We start from the raw sequence: 17,723 nt of genomic DNA on the forward strand, positions 1-17,723 counted from the left end.
AGTGGGGTGTGGTCTATTGCTTAGTCTAAAACAAATCATTTATGGAGTTATGGCAGTATTAATAATCGGTGCGGCTGCTATTCAATCGGAAAAAATTTATTCGTTTACGGATGGAAGCTATGGACTAGAGCTTACACCATCCGCATTTCAGATGAAGAATATGCGGCCAGGTTATAGTGAGGACTACACATTGACTGTAAAAAACACTGGTAACCAGCTATTGAAATATAACGTAAAAACAAAACATAAAACAGGTGAGATGCTTTTTAGTGCGTTAATTGTAACCGTAAAAAAAGATAATACTGAACTATTTAAAGGGAAATTACGTGAACTTACAATAACCCCAAGAGCCTTACCTGCTAAAACAGATGACAAACTAACTTTTTCTATAGGTTTAGCTGGTGAAGCTGGAAACGAATTTCAAGGGTTAGCGACCACTTATGAGATTCAAGTTCAAGGTGAAGGCGAAGACCCAGACCCAGGCGATGGTGACCCAGGCGATGGTGACCCAGGCGATGGAGATCCAGGCGATGGAGATCCAGATGATGGTGACCCAGGCGATGGCGATCCAGGCGATGGCGATCCAGATGATGGTGACCCAGGCGATGGAGATCCAGGCGATGGCGATCCAGATGATGGTGACCCAGGCGATGGTGACCCAGGCGATGGCGACCCAGGCGACCCAGGCGACGGAGATCCAGGCGATGGCGACCCAGGCGATGGAGATAATGGCAGTGAACCACCGGCACAACAACCTCCAACAAAAGGTGACACTCAGAAGCCGACTCATTCACCATCAACAGGTACCGAATCATTACCACAAACAGGCGAAGAAGATCCAATGATATGGATGCTAATTGGTTCATTACTATCCATGACTGGATTTTGCTTATTATTCTTAAAGAAACTACTTGTACCAAAGCGAATCAGAAGAGGATAAGGCATGAGATGGCTGGCATACTTGTTGATTTTTGCAGGGGTCATGACAATGGCGTACCCGAAAGCCAAAAGTGTGTACTTTTCTTATCAAGAACAAAGGCTGCTTGAAGACTGGCAATCCTCGATGGAGCAATCAAAGATTAAACAGAGCTACAAACAGTTGGATGATATTTTTTTACAAGAAAGAAGTTCAGATCATAAGGAACAAGTCTCTTCGAAGACAGGAATAATTGGGAAATTGACTATAAAACAAATTCAATTGTCTATTCCTATTTTAGAAGGAGCAACGAAAAACAACCTGAAGGTGGGAGCGGGGCATCTGTCGGGTACTTCTCCACTTGGACAAACAGGGAACGCTGCGATTGCGGCGCATCGCAGCTACACGTATGGAAAACAATTTAACCGGCTGCCTGAAGTAAAGCCGGGGGATTCCATTCAAGTTGAGACAGCTCATCAAAAATTGACGTACACCGTAACGGAAGAAATTCTCGTTAAACCAACTGACCTATCCGTTCTACAAAATAACAAGAAGAACGAAGCAATGATCACCTTGATTACATGTCATCCTATGAAAAATCCTACTCATCGTTATATTGTGAAAGCTGTTTTGAAAAAAGAGGAGGTTTTATAGAAAAGGAAGTTGTTGAATGTGAATAAGAAACTTGGTTTACAAATAAAAAATAATCGTTTAAAAAAACGGATGAGCTTATCTAAGCTAGCGACAGTCGCGGGAATATCGAAAAGTTATTTAAGCAGCATTGAAAATCATGAGACAAACCCATCTGCGCATATGATTCAAAAAATTGCTGAAGCGTTGGAGGTTCCTGTGGAGCAGTTACTGAGTATACAAGTAGGTATTCTAGATCCAGAATGGGTGGATCTTGTCGTACAAGCCAGAGATTTAGGTCTTAATAAAGAAGATATTCGAGACTTCTTAGCTTACGAATCATGGAAGTGTTCTGATAAGGAAGGTGTTTAACGTGATACGGTTAGCGAATGGCTTGTATATTTGTCATCTCAACGGTCATATTTTAAGGATTGTCTATAAAGGCAAGAATGAATGTGAAATCTATTTAGGTGATGAGTATCAAGGTAGGGCACCGTTTGATTATGTGAAAAAGAAATTAAATTTTATGGAAAAGAAATGGAACACGTCTAAAATCACTAACTATCAGTATCAAGAACTAAAGTCTTCGTTCGATACTCTAGTCTGAATGTGAAGGCACTGCCCTAATGGTTTATTGGGCAGTGGCTTTCTTTCGTTTATCATGTACATGGTGCGAATTTGTATTTTTTCACAAAAAAGCTGGCACTCTTGAGTGATAGTTCTCACTTAAGAAGCCAGCTTTTAGCCGAAATGTTTACATCAACTATCCGTTTACAACCTTACCACCATTAATATGAATCATCTGCCCAGATACATAGGAAGAATCTTCACTTGCTAGATACACATATGCAGGTGCGAGTTCCTCTGGCTGACCTGGTCGACCCATCGGTGTATCTTTACCGAACTGTTCTACTTTATCTGCCGTGAAAGTAGAAGGGATGAGCGGCGTCCAGATTGGGCCTGGCGCGATACCGTTCACACGAATACCCTTCTTAACGAGGTTATTCGATAACGAACGAGTGAACGATACGATCGCACCTTTCGTTGACGCATAATCGATTAACTCCGGATGCCCTTGATACGCCGTAATTGAAGCCGTATTAATGATCGAACTTCCTTGCTTCAAATGTGGAAGCGCAGCTTTGGTCAGGTGGAACATGCTGAATATATTTGTGCGGAATGTTTTCTCAAGCTGTTCTGCTGTAATATCCTCAAAGTTTTGCTGTGGATGCTGTTCTGCTGCGTTATTCACCAGCACGTCCAGTCCGCCGAACGAACCAACCACATCGCGAACCGTTTGTTCACAGAACGATTCGTCACCGATATCTCCGCGAATCAACAAGCATTTTACTCCTTCTTGCTCGATCTGTGTCTTCGTTTCCTCAGCGTCTTCTGATTCCTCTAGATAGACGATCGCAACGTTGGCGCCTTCTTTCGCGAAAGCAATTGCGGCTGCTTTACCGATTCCGCTGTCTCCACCCGTGATCAGTGTGGATTTTCCTTTTAGCTTACCACTTCCTTTATACGTCGGGCTTTCCGATTGCGGCTTAGGTGTCATTTCAGATTCTACACCTGGCTGTTGGTTTTGATGTTGTGCGGGTTGTCCTTTTGGGTGCTCTTGATTAGACATAGACATTATCACTCCTTATATTTCTTCATAACTCTTTTCTTCCCATCTCACATATGAATAAACATCTACACGTGTTAAACCAAAAAAAATTTCAATTATGATGGCTCCTTTTATCGTTGATCAGACATTTATAGGTTGAGTCAAATGATGAGGAGGAAAAAATGTGAGAGCGGGAAATATCTATCAATTTAAATACTTGAGTCAGTTTCGGAGTGTAAAGGAGTTTAATGAACACAAAGAAAGGTATTTGCAATTATACCCGGATCAGTTTACACATTCAGAATTTATTGCTTTTGAAGTATTAACCCAATTCAGTGTGGTTGTTCCTGGTGTTGCTAACGCGAAGATTGCGACGCTCGTTTCAGCTTGCCAAGGTAAACAAGGCGGGGTATCTCGTGCGACTTTTGTACGTATGCTGCGCAAAGCGAAAACAACAGGCTTTCTTACTGTTCATAAAACATATCGTTCAAGTGGTGGATTCGCACATAATGTATTTGTATTTCAACCAATTGACACATTCGTGTATACACAAATGACTTACCGTGTTAACAGTGAAAACCTTACTGAGAGTATGTCAGAAGAAATACTCACAGCCCCAGAAACGGAAAAACTCTTTTTAAATCTGCAAAATAAAGATAAAAACATACGTCTGGAAGACAACGTTTCAGCTTTACATGCACCATCTTCAACTTCTTTTGAAAACCTTGATTATTCTTTCGTTCCAGATACGGTGCCGCAAACTTTTATACAAACGGTTAGGCCATTTTTCAATCTTGCTGCAGAGATTTTTACATTTTGGGAAAAAGCGTTGATGGCATACAGACAACTAAACCTTTATCAGCCAATTGAACACATGACAGACCTTGTTATTCATGCTTTCAAGACAACTGTCTTTCAGTACAAACATCGCAAAATTAAGACAAGTTTCATAGCGTATTATTATGGCACGTTAATAACGATGTTATCTGCTGAAAAAAGAAAAGAGCATCTCACGGATTCTAGCGTTCCAAGGTACAACTGGATAGACGCAGAAAATACATATTCTAGTAGTCTATGACACAATGATTTTGATATACTAGTATTTGTTAAATGTAAATATTAGGATAAGTTGGTGCGAAATGAGAAAAGGTATTGTTCTATTTGTGGTTGCGTTGCTTTTGTTTAGTGTTCTTCCGGTAAAAAACAAAGTAGCTGACGCAGCAGAGTCTGAGGTGAATGTTTCACTTATTCATGACGTAGATCAACTCTCAGCCTTGGATTTTTCATTAAAAGGAACATTTAAAGAGGTTACTAGCGGAAGAAGTTTAGTAGCAGGCAAAACATATACAGTTAAAGTAGAAAATGAACAGATTGGGCTTTACGACGGAAGTACGTTAATGATCAAACAAACTGAGCTTTCACTGAAACCAGCAGGTATTTCTCCAAGTCATCTCACGACACTAAACGGAAAAGTAAAAAGAACTTATATGGGTACGATGAATTTTAAAGTTGATGGGAAGTATGTTCGACCGGTAAACACAATTCCTGTTGAAGAATATATCCAGGGTGTTCTTCCTGGTGAGTTATATCAGTCTTATCATATCCATACAATGCGCTCACAAGCTATTGTAGCAAGAACATATTTACACTATTGGGTAGGAAGGAAACCCGTTACAGACACGGTTGCTTTCCAACGTTATGTAGGTTACAGCATGGACTATCATAATTTTATAAAAGCAGTCATTGAAACAAAAGGTAAAGTTCTGACTTATAACGAAAAAATCATCGATGGCGTATATTCGTCTTCAAATGGGGGACATTCAGAAACGAATACGGGTGCTTGGCCGAGCGGTACTGTTGATTTTCCATACTTTCCAGCTAGACCTGATCCGTATGATGTAAAGAGCACGGATAGTGAAACGATTTATAAAACACAGTTCTCATTAACTGGACTGGATGTAAACAACACAGAAGCATGGTGGAGTAAAGAAGAAAAGAATCCTGTTTTTGCTTCACAGTTAAAGAGAATGTTTTTACCTAATGATTATAAGAATGCAAAAATAATAGACGTTAATTCATTTACTATTTCAGACGAGCTTACAAAAGGAAAACGAATTAAGAGTGCAAACGTAGCATTTACTTACGTGATGAAGGATGCTAACGGAAAAGTAATAACAGATGACAAAGGAGCAGTTAAAAAGTTTAACAAGCAGCTTACTTTAACCGGTCCTCAGTTTAAATATGCTCTTCAAGTAAACAGTACGCTTGTTACTTCAATTAAACCAACAATGGTTGACTATCAAGTATCCGTTGTCGGAAACGGTCATGGTGTTGGAATGAGTCAGACAGGTGCGAACGTTATGGCTAAACAGGGCAAAGGGTTCCGTGAGATCCTTGCATTCTATTATCCAGGTACAGTGATTACAAATGATAAAACAACTACCATTCCGACAACTGCGCTGCAGATGACAGGGGTTGTTAACTATGAAGGTACTAAGATTAGAAAATCAGCTTCAATAACAAGTGCTGAATTAGGCAAAACCAAACTCAATCAAAAGATTATCATTCTAGGTAAGTCTGGAGAATGGTTTAAAGTGAAAGCAGGCACAATTACAGGCTACATGAATGAACATTATGTAACTCTTGGCCAAACCATCTCTTATAAAGATGGCATCACGCCAATCACATCAGGACAAATCTTGAACCTAGGTTCACCGATAGTTTCCAAAAACAATACGTTGTACGTCCCAATGCCAGGACTTGCAACACGTTATAAGATGAAACTTAGTTATACTTCATCTAACTTTACTATTGTTGATGGATCACGCAAGGTTGTTGCATCGCATCTGAGTAAGTACGCGACGGTGAATGGAAAGAAAATTGCGCTTACAGCAAAACCAGAAAAGTACTATAACAAAATCTATGTGCCACTCGCGTTCTTAAAGCAAACGGGCTTAGTTCCTTCTTATTATGATGAGAAAGCAGAACAAGTACTGTGGCTAAATAAATTGGTGGGGGAGCTCTTTGGAGGATGATTCTCTAAAGAGCTTTTTTATGTAAATGGTTATTTTTATGTGAATATCTCATTCCTAAGATGAGGTAGAGAAGTTTTTAGTGGTACTATAAAATTCATATAACAATCTAGAGGTGTCGAATGAAGAGCTTGAATGCACAATTGTATTGTAATTTAAAAAGTTACTTAGGTAGGTCTGATTCTTGGAACATTAGTATAGATCATGAGGGAAATTTAATCGTTCTGACCAGTACTAAGGAAGGTTCGATGTATCATCACGATCTCTATCATCTCAAGAACGACAGTACCATTCATATTAAAATACCAGCCTTAAAAATGACGATACTGACATCTGCTCAACCTGTTGGGGATAATTATTTACTTGTGGAAGCACTCATGGAAGATGAAGAGAACGATCCAAGAAACGCCTATGTGATTAATAAGGAAGGAAATATTTTAAATAAATATGCGTTTGGAGATGGTGTTCAAGATGTACAAACCACTACTGAAGGTGATGTGTGGGTAAGTTACTTCGATCAAAGTGATGCAGGGAGGTTGAACTGTTTTAATAATGGTAATAAGACGTTTGACTTTTATTATTCAATCAGAGAAAAGAATAGACACGTTCCTCCCATTGATGATTGCTATGCCATGAACGTAACACCTGATTGTACAAACATTTATTATTACTCCGATTTTCCGTTTCTTAAGATCAAAGGCGAAAACCAATTTGAACTCTTTGAGGACATACCAATCCAAGGATGCAGTGCATTCGCTATTCATGGTTATGATGTATTATTTAGCCAGGATTACGATGCTAAGCCAGAAGTGTATTTATATGCTCTTCAGGAGGAGAAAAAGATTACTTTTAAGACATTAAAACCTGATGGAAGTATTTTAAACTATTATCAAGCGGCTGGTCGGGGAACAAAGCTTTTCTTAATAGAAGATACAGAAGTGTATCTGTTAGACATTAACCATGTAAAGAATTTCTTTTTGTAAGAGCTTAAGAAAAAAACGAGGTGTTAGTATGGCTAATGGAAAAAAATATAGGGAAATGAAAAGAAAACTTCAAAACATGAAGAACGATATTGATGAGTGGACACAATCCTTACCAGTACCTCCAGACAAAAGTCCGAATTATCTAGGATATCGAGCATATAGTTTTTCATTAGATGATAATAATTACGATGAAAATATGCTTATCGAGTATAAAAAAGAAATTATGAAGCAAGTGATAGGATTTGTTAGACGTTTACGTAATAAGAAATCTGTACACGAAAAAGAATATCGTATTTATTGTTATTTCACTTTACCGGATTTATTTTATTCCGAGGTCATGATTAGTTATACGAAAGCAGGATTAAACAGTTTTTATGAAGGTTTGAATCATGATGGTAACTTCTTAAAGAATTACTCCGTAAATAAGAATTCACAATACCTTCAAAAAGAATGGGGATTACAGATTCCTAGTGAATTAAAAGTTAGGGGATATGATGGAGTAGGGGAGCATGAGGGATATTCCTTTTGGTTAATAGGAGATATAAATTAGAAATGAAATAGGTGCACGTCTTAATTAAGATGTGCACCCCAGTGGTGTAGAATCAATTACTTAACAACACACTACAAATATTCTTTTTGAGATTTGAAGATTCGCACTCTGTTACTTTACGTGCTGAATCAACCGTTATCTCAAGGAAATCTCTCTCCTCTTCATACAATCGTATGGAAAACTCTGAGTCACTAACAGAGGTATCGTGTATTAACTTTTCCATCTGTGGAATCGAGAACCCGACCGTATCTTTATGTATAGTGAGATGGAGTGATTCTTCACTATTAATACTACTAGCGATATCTAGCTTCAAATTGGAATAACGATTCTTGAGGTGATTGTGTACAAACTCTAATTCTGAATATGGTTTGTAACTTGTATGGGCTTCTTCATGAGCTTGTAAGATATGAAAAGTGCTTGGAAGAAAAACGGTACAAATACTTATAAGAAAGATTGTAATTCTTAACATGATATGGCCACTAAGAAATAAATAGGCAGAAACTCCGAATCCTATCGTAATCAGTACAAAAATAGGAGTCAAATCTCCCAACTGTATATTAAAATGATCAGTACTATTTATTTGAAGAATGAACCCTGTGAAAATTAATGAAACCATCCAAATACAGAAGAATAAGACCTCTTTTGTTTTTCCCTTCTCAATAAGCAGGTGAGTGATCGCAAAAAAGAACGCCACAATATTCCCCAATATAGGTATAACCGTACCAGCTAAAGTATGGAACCAGATAAAAGAAATGTTATCTCCCACTACGCTTCGTTCAGGTTGCTTAATTAACCATTCAACAAAAAAAGATAAAGCAATTCCGCAAGTCATAGTTATGATCAGACCTTGAAATCCAAACCATAGCAGAATTATTGTCAGTTCTTCTAACTGTCCCTTTGTTATGCGATAGATCGCCATTATTCCTAATAAACCAAAAATCCCCACTAATGCTGAATAAACCTTAATGAATAACCGATCCAAAATTATTATCCCCCATGTTGACTGCAATAAAAAAAATACTCTTCTATAATGTACCAAATAATGAGTGTGGAAGAATTATATAAATAAAAAAATAGATTTGCAAAGTCCAGTTTTACACGTTTACGGTACGTGTTTTTATATTTGTTACACGTTCGCTCAATTCTGCCCCCGTTTCGCTCAAAAAGACTATAGTTTCGCGCAGTGAACCCGCCGTTTCACTCCAACTAGCCCTCGTTTCGCTCACACCCGCACATTCCAGCAAAAAAACAACCTTCACTTCAACCACAAGTCACTTCTTACACCCCGAAAACGAAACCCCAAACAAAAAAGCTAACACAAAAGGCGCATTCCGCACCTTTCATGCTAGCTTTCCACACAATTACTATTGTTTTGCTACATCCACAATTCGTCCTTCAACTTGTGGATCAACTTTTACTAATTTCGCTACATAGTCACGTAGGTTTTCCCAGTCGGATGCACCTAGGTCTGTTACGCGGCCTTGCGCATAAGCGTCAGCGAATACAGTGTATCCGTCTCCGCCTTTAGCCGTAAACGCGTTTGTTGCAATGACATATTCTTTTGCTGTGTCGATCGCTGTATATGTGCCATCAGCGTTCTTCACTTCCATAGAAACTACGCGGCTGCCAGCAGCTTTTGTGCTGTCGAACTTGAACTTCATGCCAGACACGTGTAGGAAACCGCCGCTTTCTTTTGGAGATTGACTTACACTGTGCTCAAGAGCAGTCTTGATTTCAGCACCAGTTAACTTCATCGTTGCTAATGTGTTACCAAAAGGAAGAGTCGTTAATACATCACCGTATGTGATTTCACCTTGGTTGATTGGCGCACGGATTCCGCCACCGTTTTGGAACGCCATCACAACGTCTTTGTTGTATTCTTTTGCTTTATCTAACATACCGTCTGTGATCAAGTTTCCAAGCGGTGTTTCGTTGCTTCGTACACTTGGTCCTACATCATTTGAACGAGGATTCTCAAGTGCTTTTTCAGCTGTTGCGCCAGTTGGTTTGTTTTTTAACTCATCTATCTTGCTTGAGTATTTCTTTAGAAGTTCAGCAGCTTCTGGATCTGCTGCTTTGTCAGCAATCTTGATCAACTGACCAGCTTGTCCAACAACTTTACCTTTTTTATCGAACTGAACATCAAGTGTTCCTAGGAAATCGCTGTATTGGTAAGCTTGTACGATGACAGTTGGATTCTTTTTCTTTCCTTTATAGTTCGTATCCACGACAACAGGCTGGTCCAGTTGTGTATGGCTGTGACCGCCAACGATGATGTCGATGCCATCAACGTACTTAGCTAATTCTAAATCGTTGTCATACTCTGGGTTATCATCGTACCCAAGGTGAGTAATTGCCACGATCTTATTTACGCCAAAAAGCTGAAGCAAGCGTACTTCTTTTGCTGCTTCTTTAATGTAGTTTTCGAATACTACACCTTCAGGACTGGAGATATCTGCTGTTTCTTCAGTCGTTAGACCGATGAACCCAACATACTCGCCGTTAATTCTTTGCATTACAGAAGAGTAGACATTGCCGTCTTTTGGCTTGATTGAATACCCTTTATATAATTTCTTTAATAATGGATCTTGAGAAAAGTTTACGTTTGTACTGACAAAAGGAAACTCCGCGTTCTTTACGAAGTCAGCCAATGCTTGGTGGCCTTCAGGGCTTGAGCCAAGATCGAACTCGTGATTACCGAATGTCATAAGGTCATAGTCCATAAGATTCATAAATTCAAGATCTGCTTGTCCTTTAAACTCATTAAAATAGAGCGTACCAGAGAAAACATCACCTGCATCTAACAATAATGCGTCAGGCTTAGCTGCTCGAACTTCTTTAACGGCTGTTACCTTTTTTGCAACATTATCCAAACGAGCATGTGAATCGTTCGTGTGCATGATAGATAAGTTGAACGTTTTATCCTTCGGCGAATTTCCGTGTGCATCTACTGAAGCAGGCATTGCTAATGGGGAAGAGATAACCCCGACAGCAAGGGAACTAACTAGTAATCTTTTAAACGTGTTCTTAACTGACATCTCATCACAATCCTTTCAATTTGTCATACGAATTAAATATATCAAAGAAAATGTAAAGTAGGAGAAAAAATTTGTCGAAATATAATAAAAAATTGTAAAATTCATAGTTCGGAAGGTCATTGTTTTTCACAAAACAGCATCTAAACGCCTAAATCATACAAAAAAGCCAACCATTTGGCTGACTCTCCTAAGTTTATTTCCACTTCTTCATCTTTTCTTTTAAGTGATCTCTCACTTCTTCAGCTTCTGTTCGGTCGATGCTTCGGAAATCTCCATCATGCTTTACGATAAAGAAGCTCTCTTTTGGTTTGCGTTTTCCATATGTAAGTTCGTATCCGTTATCCACGTTGCAGACGATTTTGTAAGGAGAACGAAAAAAAGGCTGCATATCTAGGGGGCCGTTCACTATATTTTCAAAGGTTGATAAATCATTTTCAATTGATATAATCGATGGTCGTTTAGAAGGCTCGACCATTAAAACAGAAATAGTAGACAAAAGTTGTCCCTCCTTTATTACCCTACTAAAGAAATGGTAACATATTCCTTTTAAATTGGTAATAGGTGTAAATTGAAAGATATTGTCGAAATTGAAGTTTTTTAAATCATTACGTTAGAAAAATAAAAGTTGAAATATTATACAGTAAATGTATTATTTTCATACAATTTTCAGCATTTTACGACAAGGATTTATTAGTGTAGAAAAGTAAATAAATAAACTCAGAGCGCATTCGATCTGAGTCTATTATCCTATTTATTTAGATACTCTTTTAATAAATTCTGCACACGCAGCTGTTCTGATTCATCAACAATTCCATACCAAGTGTTTCCGATCATCTTCCCTGTACTCTTAAATTCCGTATAGTTAATTTGATGTCTTGCACCTTTATAATTCTTCTGAATTTTCTTCATCTCATCAAATGTCATGTTCGTTTTCACATTTTCACCGAGGATATCTAGAATATTATCGAACTTTGTAATGGACGAAACGTTTGCGCCTTTATTGATAATAGATGTAATAATCTGGCGTTGACGATCATTTCTTCCAAGGTCGCCTTTCGTATCCTCATATCTCATGCGAGAATAGGCAAGGGCTTCGGTTCCATCTAATTCTTGCTTGCCTGCTGGGAAAGAGTAGCCTTGGTAATCGAAGGCTTTTGGGTTATCGACTTCTACACCACCGACTGCATTAACGATATCTCGGAAAGATTCCATATTCACTTTTACATAATAATCAAGGGATGTATCTAAGAAATGTTCTGCCGTATCCATTGCCATTTGTGTTCCGCCGAAAGCGTATGCGTGGTTGATTTTGTCTTCATACCCTTTTCCTATAATTTCGGTTCGGGTATCTCTAGGGATGTTGAACATGAGCATTTTTTCACTCTTTGGATCGATGGCAACGACAATCATAGTATCCGATCGTCCTCGGTCACCCTCCCGTTCATCCACTCCTAATAATAGGATAGAGATTGGTTTCAGGTCTTTCTTCTTACCTGTAATCACGGGCTTTGGCTTGTCAGTCTCTACTTTTTCGTGCATGTCATTGACTGCATCCTTAGCCGTATCATATAGGTAGTAGGCATAGCCCCCAAGACCTAATAGTACGAGTCCAACTAATACTCCTGTCACAATAAGAAACTTCTTCATGTACGTCATCGCTTCTTTCTTATGTAAAATAATGACTCTATTGGCAGTATAACATGGGGCTAATTAATGAATAAAATAGATACATCAATAGATATATCTAAATTCCTATTAATTAACGCTTTCAGTTGTATGTTTACCAAAGGTTTTACGGTTAGGTTTAAGGGGCTATTAAAGTCTTATATGAAGAGTAACAAGGGGGACAAGGTGAGAATAAGAGGATTAGTTTCAACAAAGATAAAAGAATCCTACTGTAAATTATACAGGTATAGAAAATATAGATGTATAAAGAAAGAAATAGATAGTTGTGTATAAAAAAACACTCCACATTTGAGCAGAGTCTTATTTCTTCTCTAGGTATTCATCTAAGATTTGAATAACCTTATTCTTTAATTCGTCAGTAACCTCATCTGTAGATTTAGTTATTATAATCTTATCTTCTTTATAGGAGACGTAAACAGCATCTCCTTCTTCTAATTCCATCTGTTTTATTATCTTTGATGGAATATGAACTCCTAATGAGTTGCCTATTCGTCTAATTTTTCTCTCTACCTCCATATTAATTTCTCTCCTTTAGCATGTATAGAAATAGGTGAAGGACTATGCCTCCACCTTATCATACATTCTTACTATTTATTTGTATACACGCCTAGAGTTTTACTTATGCTCCTGCTTTTACTGATTGCTTCCATACTCCATTTTCATCTTGCCACTTAATTATCATTGTTCCGCCTTTACCAGTCATATAAAAAGTTTGTGATGGGTTTGCTACTAGCTCGCCAGTTGTTCCACCGCCAGCAAATTGCCATTCAACATACACTTTAAATTTATTGTTATTGGTAACACGCCATACACGATCGCCTTCTTGGATATTAAGATCAGGGTGTGCAGCTTTGAATGTTTCTGATTGACCGTCTTGAATGTATGTGAGATTTAAATTTTGTACGACTAATTCAGCATCATGTACTACTGGTGAATTAACTGTTCCGATTGCATCAAGCTCAGACTCAGTTAGAGGTGCTTTACCTTCAATAGCTGCTGACACTTCAGTAGAAGTTTCTTGTAGTTCAGCTACCTTGTCGTTAGCTTCTTCGATTTCAGCATTTGCACGGTTAGCTTCTGTTTTTAAATTATCATTCTCTGCAACCAGTGCGTTATAATTTGCGAGCAATGTGTCGTATTCAGCTTGAAGAGTTGCTAGCTGAGTATTCACTCCTTGAAGTTCCCCTTTTAATCTGTCAATCTCTGCATTTTTTGATTCAATCGTAGCATTTGCAGTAGTAAGGTCTGCTTTTAGTCCTGTAACTTCATCGTTTAAGTGATCAATTTGAGTTTGTAATAACCTTTTTTCCGCTTCAAGATCTTTAATCTTAGTTTTAGCATCTACAATCTTACCATTTGCGTCTGTTAACTTAGTAGTAGCATCCGCTTTAATTAATCCAATTTTTTCAAGTAAGCCAAACTCGCTTTGTTCATAGCTAACAATCTTATTTTTCATGTCAACCAGTTGATATTTTACATTGTCTACTGTATCTCCTCCAGTAAACACTACTCCTATTGTTCCAAGTGTTACAGTCCCTGCCACTACCCCTGCTATTACCTTTGTTGATAAAACTCCCATCAAGATCCCAACCTTCCATTATTTAATGTAGCTTTTTCTAAACTTCGTATACTAAACCGTATGTAATTACTTGTTATTACTTATTATAAAAAAATATAATGTTTTTCCACATAGGTATATTTACGTATACGTTCTTTAGAAAGAACAACTTAAGTATAATATTACAATTATAAGTAAATATTTGTCAATATTTTAATTTTTTGTGCTTTTGGAAGAACATTAAACACTAGGTTATAGCGACTAAAGTAATGAATTTGTGTTTTTTTTTGTTATTTTGTCAAATGTATATACATAATGCAATGGGGATTCGTGTGAGAGAATTAAATTAAGTGAATCAGTTAAATATATTCTAATGTTTGTCCATCCAATGAAGTGCGTTCAGAGGGTGTTTGGACACAGGAAGGTGAAGTGGAAGGAAGTATAAAGCGGGATTTATGCGTTAATTCATAAAAAAACTCAAACCACCAGGGTATTAATAAATCATACTTAATGATAATTTCATTTCCTAAGGAAAAGGATATGGGAAAAAGACAATACGCTCATGCGTATAAATCCAGATTATATTATTAAGAATTAGCTAAAAAATTGCACTCTCATTGTTCCGTACACAAGCTAAATTTGCATGTAAGTCTAAATTAACAGGAGGTTCATACATATGTTATCCATAAAAAAGAGGATGGTAGTTTCTTTTATTAGCATCATCCTACTAGGAGGCTGTGGTTTTACTGGAAAAAAAGGGGGGAATTCATATGTTCGCGTCAGGATTACACAGGCAAGGAATTCAGGCTGCAGAATGGTGATGAGAACGACAAAATTGCTGAGAGAAGCAGAGAGAAAGTGATTTCAGGAACGGAAGAGTTCTTTCTGAAAAAATATAATACAAAAGTGAAGGTTAACAACATTGTGGGGAATAAAGACGGTGCTACTGTATATGTGGAATCTGTTGGAGAACCTCATTTTCACACATTCGCTGTTATTCCAATTGATACGCAAGAAAACGTGCGACCAGATGGTATATGGACCCTAGAAGGTGAAGTGGAAGGCAATATCGAGAGTGGGATATATGCTTTAATTCATGAGGAGAAATTAAAAAAAATTAATAATTATCTAAATGAATTCATCAAGAAGCATCCTGTAGTCGGTCGTAGAGAGGAAGTAATTAAGAATACTTCTTCAACAGGTTATACAACACCTTATTATTACGTTATTAATTTTGGAGACAGTCTTAGCTCCTATAAAGATCAGTATTTAAGGAACCCTGAAACAAAAAAGGAAGTGTATCAGAAACAATCTCAGTCTTTAACTTTTGATCCGGAATATTACAACATTGTAATTGAATTATTTATGAAAGAAGAAAACAAAGAACCTGATCAAAAGATTTTTGATGAGCTTGAAGCGGATATCGAAAAAAGGGATGGACTTCCTCCTGGTTCTTACACAGTAATACTTAATGATAATTACATACAAAAAGAAAATGGTCACAGCCAAAAAGACAATACTCTTATGCGCGTAAATCCTGATTATATTATTAAGGAGTAACCTATGGTGTTTTATCTAATGAAACAGGGAGGATCGTATAAATGATAATTACAAGAAAAATCGAAATGTTTTATTCGCTTTGTTAAGCATCCTACTACTCGGAGGCTGCAGCTTACTAGAAAAAAAGGAAGAAAATCCATATGCTCGTGTTCAGGATTACACAGGCAAGGAATTCAGACTGCCGAATGGTGATAAGAACGACAAAATTGCTGAAGCAAACAGAGAGAAAGTGGTTTCAGGAACGGAAGCCTTTTTTCTTGAAAAATATAAAGCAAAAGTGAAGGTTAACAACATTGTGGGGAATAGAGACGGTGCTACTGTGTATGTGGAATCTGTTGGAGAACTTCATTTTCACACATTCGCTGTGATCCCAATTGATACACAAGAAAACGTGCGGCCAGATGGTATTTGGACCCAGGAACGTGAAGTGGAAGGCGATATCGAGAGTGGCATCTATGCTTTAATTCATGAAGAGAAATTAAATAATTTGAATCATTATCTAAATGAATTCATCAAGAAGCATCCTGTTGTCGGCCGTAGAGAAGAAACATTTAAGAATACTTCATCAACAGGCTATACAACACCTTATTATTACATTATTAACTTTGGAGACAGTCTTAACTCCTACAGAGATCAGTATGTAAGGAACCCTGAAACAAAAAAGGAAGTGTATCAGAAACAATCTCAGTCTTTAACCTTTAATCCAGAAGATTATCGTATAGTCATTGAATTATTCATGAAAGAAGAAAACAAAGAACCTGATCAGAAGATTTTTGATGAGCTTGAAGCGGATATAGAAAAAATGGATGGTCTTCCTCCTGGTCTTTACACAGTAATACTTAATGATAATTACATACAAAAGGAAAATGGTCACAGCCAAAAAGACAATACTCTTATGCGTGGAATTCCAAATTATATTATTAAAAAGTAAACTGAGGTGTATGATCTAATGAAACAGGGAGGATCGTATGAATGATACTTACAAGAAAGACCGGATTTGCTTTGTTGGGCATCCTGCTACTCGGAGGCTGCAGCTTATTAGAAAAAAAGGAAGAAAATCCATATGTTCGGGTTCAGGATTACACAGGCAAGGAATTCAGACTGCCGAACGGTGACAAGAACGATAAAATTGCTGAAGCTAGCAAAGAGAAAGTAATTACAGGAACGAAAGAGTTTTTTCTCAAAAAATACAAAACAAAAGTGAAGGTTAACAACATTGTAGGGAATAAAGACGGTGCGTCAGTATATGTGGAATCTGTTGGAGAACCTCATTTTCACACATTCGCTGTCATCCCAATTGATACGCAAGAAAACGTGCGGCCAGAAGGAATTTGGACCCAAGAAGGTGAAGTGGAAGGTAGTATAAAAAGCGGGATTTATGCGTTAATTCATGAAGAAAAACTCAACAGATTGGATAACTATCTTAAAGCATTTGTTAAGAAGCATCCTGTAATTGGACTCCGAGAAGAGGCGTATGAAAACACATCCTCAACAGGATATACGACTCGGTATTATTACATAACGATTCCTGGAGATAGTCTTGAACCATTTCTCAGTCAGTATCTAGAAAATCCCGAAACAGTAAAAGAAGAATATGAGGCGAAAGCTCAGTCTTTATCAGCTGATCCCAAAGAATTTAGGATTGTTATTGAACTATTTATGAAGGAAAAACAAGAACCTGATCAAAAGGTATTTGATGAGCTTATAGCAGATATTGAAGAAATGGAAAACCTACCACCAGGGTATTATACGATCATACTTAATGATAATTTCATTTCCAAAGAAGAAGGATATGGCAAAAAAGACAATACTCTTATGCGGAGAAATCCAAATTATATAATCAAAAATTAGCCAGAAGTGACGTAACAAATGTTTGATCAATTAGTAGGTGATCTTGAAAAGATGTAGAATCTATCTCCTGGTTTTTATAGCGTAATACTTAACGATAACTCCATTAATAAAGGCAGTGCCAACAATACAAAGGAAAACAAATCTAGAACATACAAATCAATGATAGATGAAACCTTAGTAGAATAATAAATTTTTCGATATACTTAAATAATTACCAATATCATTAAAATAAATAGTAAAAACCTCACAGCAACATCAGCCATTTGATGTTGTTTTTTTACTTTTTATGGGTATATATTAGGTGGCAGGT

The 17,723-nt window shown here is 37.4% G+C and carries 19 protein-coding genes; 12 read left to right on the forward strand and 7 right to left on the reverse strand.

All coding sequences use genetic code 11. The features are described from left to right. Window positions 1-16: 16 nt before the first annotated feature. Genes FS458_RS02185 through FS458_RS02200 form a run of 4 tightly spaced genes read left to right on the forward strand, consistent with a single transcriptional unit; the run spans window position 17 to window position 2,153 of the window. Window positions 17-940 (forward strand): LPXTG cell wall anchor domain-containing protein, encoded by a 924-nt coding sequence (locus FS458_RS02185; protein WP_144697372.1) that lies wholly within the window; start codon window positions 17-19, stop codon window positions 938-940. Between the two features lie 3 nt (window positions 941-943). Beyond that, window positions 944-1,570, forward strand: coding sequence for a class D sortase (locus tag FS458_RS02190; protein ID WP_144697375.1), 627 nt, complete (start codon window positions 944-946; stop codon window positions 1,568-1,570). 18 nt (window positions 1,571-1,588) lie between these two features. Further along, a complete protein-coding gene (locus FS458_RS02195; RefSeq protein ID WP_144697378.1) occupies window positions 1,589-1,918 on the forward strand; it encodes a helix-turn-helix domain-containing protein in 330 nt (109 codons plus the stop codon). A 1-nt stretch (window position 1,919) separates the two neighbouring features. Continuing rightward, on the forward strand, window positions 1,920-2,153 hold the full coding sequence (locus tag FS458_RS02200; protein WP_144697381.1) for a hypothetical protein: 234 nt from the start codon (window positions 1,920-1,922) through the stop codon (window positions 2,151-2,153). Window positions 2,154-2,309: 156 nt separating this feature from the next. On the opposite strand, the gene FS458_RS02205 is transcribed toward FS458_RS02200, so the two are convergent. Then, entirely contained in the window at window positions 2,310-3,182 is an 873-nt protein-coding gene (locus FS458_RS02205; protein ID WP_144697384.1) for an SDR family oxidoreductase, read from the reverse strand. Between the two features lie 157 nt (window positions 3,183-3,339). Here FS458_RS02205 and FS458_RS02210 point away from each other — a divergent pair, with 157 nt between their 5' ends. The 4 genes from FS458_RS02210 (at window position 3,340) to FS458_RS02225 (ending at window position 7,720) form a co-directional block, all read left to right on the forward strand. Further along, on the forward strand, window positions 3,340-4,233 hold the full coding sequence (locus tag FS458_RS02210; RefSeq protein WP_144697387.1) for a hypothetical protein: 894 nt from the start codon (window positions 3,340-3,342) through the stop codon (window positions 4,231-4,233). Window positions 4,234-4,294: 61 nt separating this feature from the next. Next, entirely contained in the window at window positions 4,295-6,190 is a 1,896-nt protein-coding gene (locus FS458_RS02215; protein WP_144697390.1) for a SpoIID/LytB domain-containing protein, read from the forward strand. A gap of 119 nt (window positions 6,191-6,309) precedes the next feature. Next, on the forward strand, window positions 6,310-7,170 hold the full coding sequence (locus FS458_RS02220; protein ID WP_144697392.1) for a hypothetical protein: 861 nt from the start codon (window positions 6,310-6,312) through the stop codon (window positions 7,168-7,170). Between the two features lie 28 nt (window positions 7,171-7,198). After that, entirely contained in the window at window positions 7,199-7,720 is a 522-nt protein-coding gene (locus FS458_RS02225; RefSeq protein ID WP_144697396.1) for a DUF3916 domain-containing protein, read from the forward strand. 52 nt (window positions 7,721-7,772) lie between these two features. Here the strand turns inward: FS458_RS02225 and FS458_RS02230 are convergent, their stop codons facing one another. From FS458_RS02230 to FS458_RS02255, 6 genes are all read right to left on the reverse strand, one after another. After that, complete coding sequence (locus FS458_RS02230; RefSeq protein WP_144697399.1) at window positions 7,773-8,702, reverse strand: hypothetical protein; 930 nt, start codon at window positions 8,700-8,702, stop codon at window positions 7,773-7,775. Between the two features lie 382 nt (window positions 8,703-9,084). Beyond that, a complete protein-coding gene (locus FS458_RS02235; protein ID WP_228116141.1) occupies window positions 9,085-10,758 on the reverse strand; it encodes a bifunctional metallophosphatase/5'-nucleotidase in 1,674 nt (557 codons plus the stop codon). A gap of 193 nt (window positions 10,759-10,951) precedes the next feature. Continuing rightward, the gene (locus FS458_RS02240; protein WP_066398540.1) at window positions 10,952-11,254 is read right to left on the reverse strand and encodes a DUF3846 domain-containing protein; all 303 of its coding nucleotides are present in this window, start codon (window positions 11,252-11,254) and stop codon (window positions 10,952-10,954) included. 251 nt (window positions 11,255-11,505) lie between these two features. After that, window positions 11,506-12,405, reverse strand: a complete 900-nt coding sequence (locus tag FS458_RS02245) for an LCP family protein (RefSeq protein WP_260858272.1) — start codon at window positions 12,403-12,405, stop codon at window positions 11,506-11,508. Window positions 12,406-12,744: 339 nt separating this feature from the next. Further along, window positions 12,745-12,960, reverse strand: a complete 216-nt coding sequence (locus FS458_RS02250) for an AbrB/MazE/SpoVT family DNA-binding domain-containing protein (protein ID WP_144697405.1) — start codon at window positions 12,958-12,960, stop codon at window positions 12,745-12,747. A 103-nt stretch (window positions 12,961-13,063) separates the two neighbouring features. Beyond that, on the reverse strand, window positions 13,064-13,987 hold the full coding sequence (locus FS458_RS02255) for a DUF2046 domain-containing protein (RefSeq protein WP_186320416.1): 924 nt from the start codon (window positions 13,985-13,987) through the stop codon (window positions 13,064-13,066). Between the two features lie 691 nt (window positions 13,988-14,678). Here FS458_RS02255 and FS458_RS20930 point away from each other — a divergent pair. The 4 genes from FS458_RS20930 (at window position 14,679) to FS458_RS02270 (ending at window position 17,413) form a co-directional block, all read left to right on the forward strand. Then, window positions 14,679-14,864 (forward strand): hypothetical protein, encoded by a 186-nt coding sequence (locus tag FS458_RS20930; protein WP_260858274.1) that lies wholly within the window; start codon window positions 14,679-14,681, stop codon window positions 14,862-14,864. After that, a complete protein-coding gene (locus FS458_RS02260) occupies window positions 14,837-15,562 on the forward strand; it encodes a DUF1672 domain-containing protein (protein ID WP_260858745.1) in 726 nt (241 codons plus the stop codon). The genes FS458_RS20930 and FS458_RS02260 overlap by 28 nt, the downstream gene beginning before the upstream one ends. Before the next feature lie 79 nt (window positions 15,563-15,641). Continuing rightward, window positions 15,642-16,493: a DUF1672 family protein gene (locus FS458_RS02265; RefSeq protein ID WP_186320417.1), complete on the forward strand. Its 852-nt coding sequence runs from the start codon at window positions 15,642-15,644 to the stop codon at window positions 16,491-16,493. Between the two features lie 41 nt (window positions 16,494-16,534). Next, window positions 16,535-17,413, forward strand: coding sequence for a DUF1672 family protein (locus FS458_RS02270; protein ID WP_144697418.1), 879 nt, complete (start codon window positions 16,535-16,537; stop codon window positions 17,411-17,413). Window positions 17,414-17,723: the final 310 nt, after the last annotated feature.

Source organism: Fictibacillus phosphorivorans, from assembly GCF_007673525.1.
In the GTDB taxonomy this organism is placed as follows: Bacteria; Bacillota; Bacilli; order Bacillales; family Fictibacillaceae; genus Fictibacillus; species Fictibacillus phosphorivorans_C.

What these genes read in the sequence shown, in the direction of transcription:
- FS458_RS02220 (WP_144697392.1), top strand. Translation starts at nt 6,310, where the DNA reads ATGAAGAGCTTGAATGCACAATTGTATTGTAATTTAAAAAGTTACTTA.
- FS458_RS02245 (WP_260858272.1), bottom strand. Translation starts at nt 12,405, where the DNA reads ATGAAGAAGTTTCTTATTGTGACAGGAGTATTAGTTGGACTCGTACTA.
- FS458_RS02250 (WP_144697405.1), bottom strand. Translation starts at nt 12,960, where the DNA reads ATGGAGGTAGAGAGAAAAATTAGACGAATAGGCAACTCATTAGGAGTT.
- FS458_RS20930 (WP_260858274.1), top strand. Translation starts at nt 14,679, where the DNA reads ATGTTATCCATAAAAAAGAGGATGGTAGTTTCTTTTATTAGCATCATC.
- FS458_RS02190 (WP_144697375.1), top strand. Translation starts at nt 944, where the DNA reads ATGAGATGGCTGGCATACTTGTTGATTTTTGCAGGGGTCATGACAATG.
- FS458_RS02205 (WP_144697384.1), bottom strand. Translation starts at nt 3,182, where the DNA reads ATGTCTATGTCTAATCAAGAGCACCCAAAAGGACAACCCGCACAACAT.
- FS458_RS02215 (WP_144697390.1), top strand. Translation starts at nt 4,295, where the DNA reads ATGAGAAAAGGTATTGTTCTATTTGTGGTTGCGTTGCTTTTGTTTAGT.
- FS458_RS02270 (WP_144697418.1), top strand. Translation starts at nt 16,535, where the DNA reads ATGATACTTACAAGAAAGACCGGATTTGCTTTGTTGGGCATCCTGCTA.
- FS458_RS02235 (WP_228116141.1), bottom strand. Translation starts at nt 10,758, where the DNA reads ATGTCAGTTAAGAACACGTTTAAAAGATTACTAGTTAGTTCCCTTGCT.
- FS458_RS02225 (WP_144697396.1), top strand. Translation starts at nt 7,199, where the DNA reads ATGGCTAATGGAAAAAAATATAGGGAAATGAAAAGAAAACTTCAAAAC.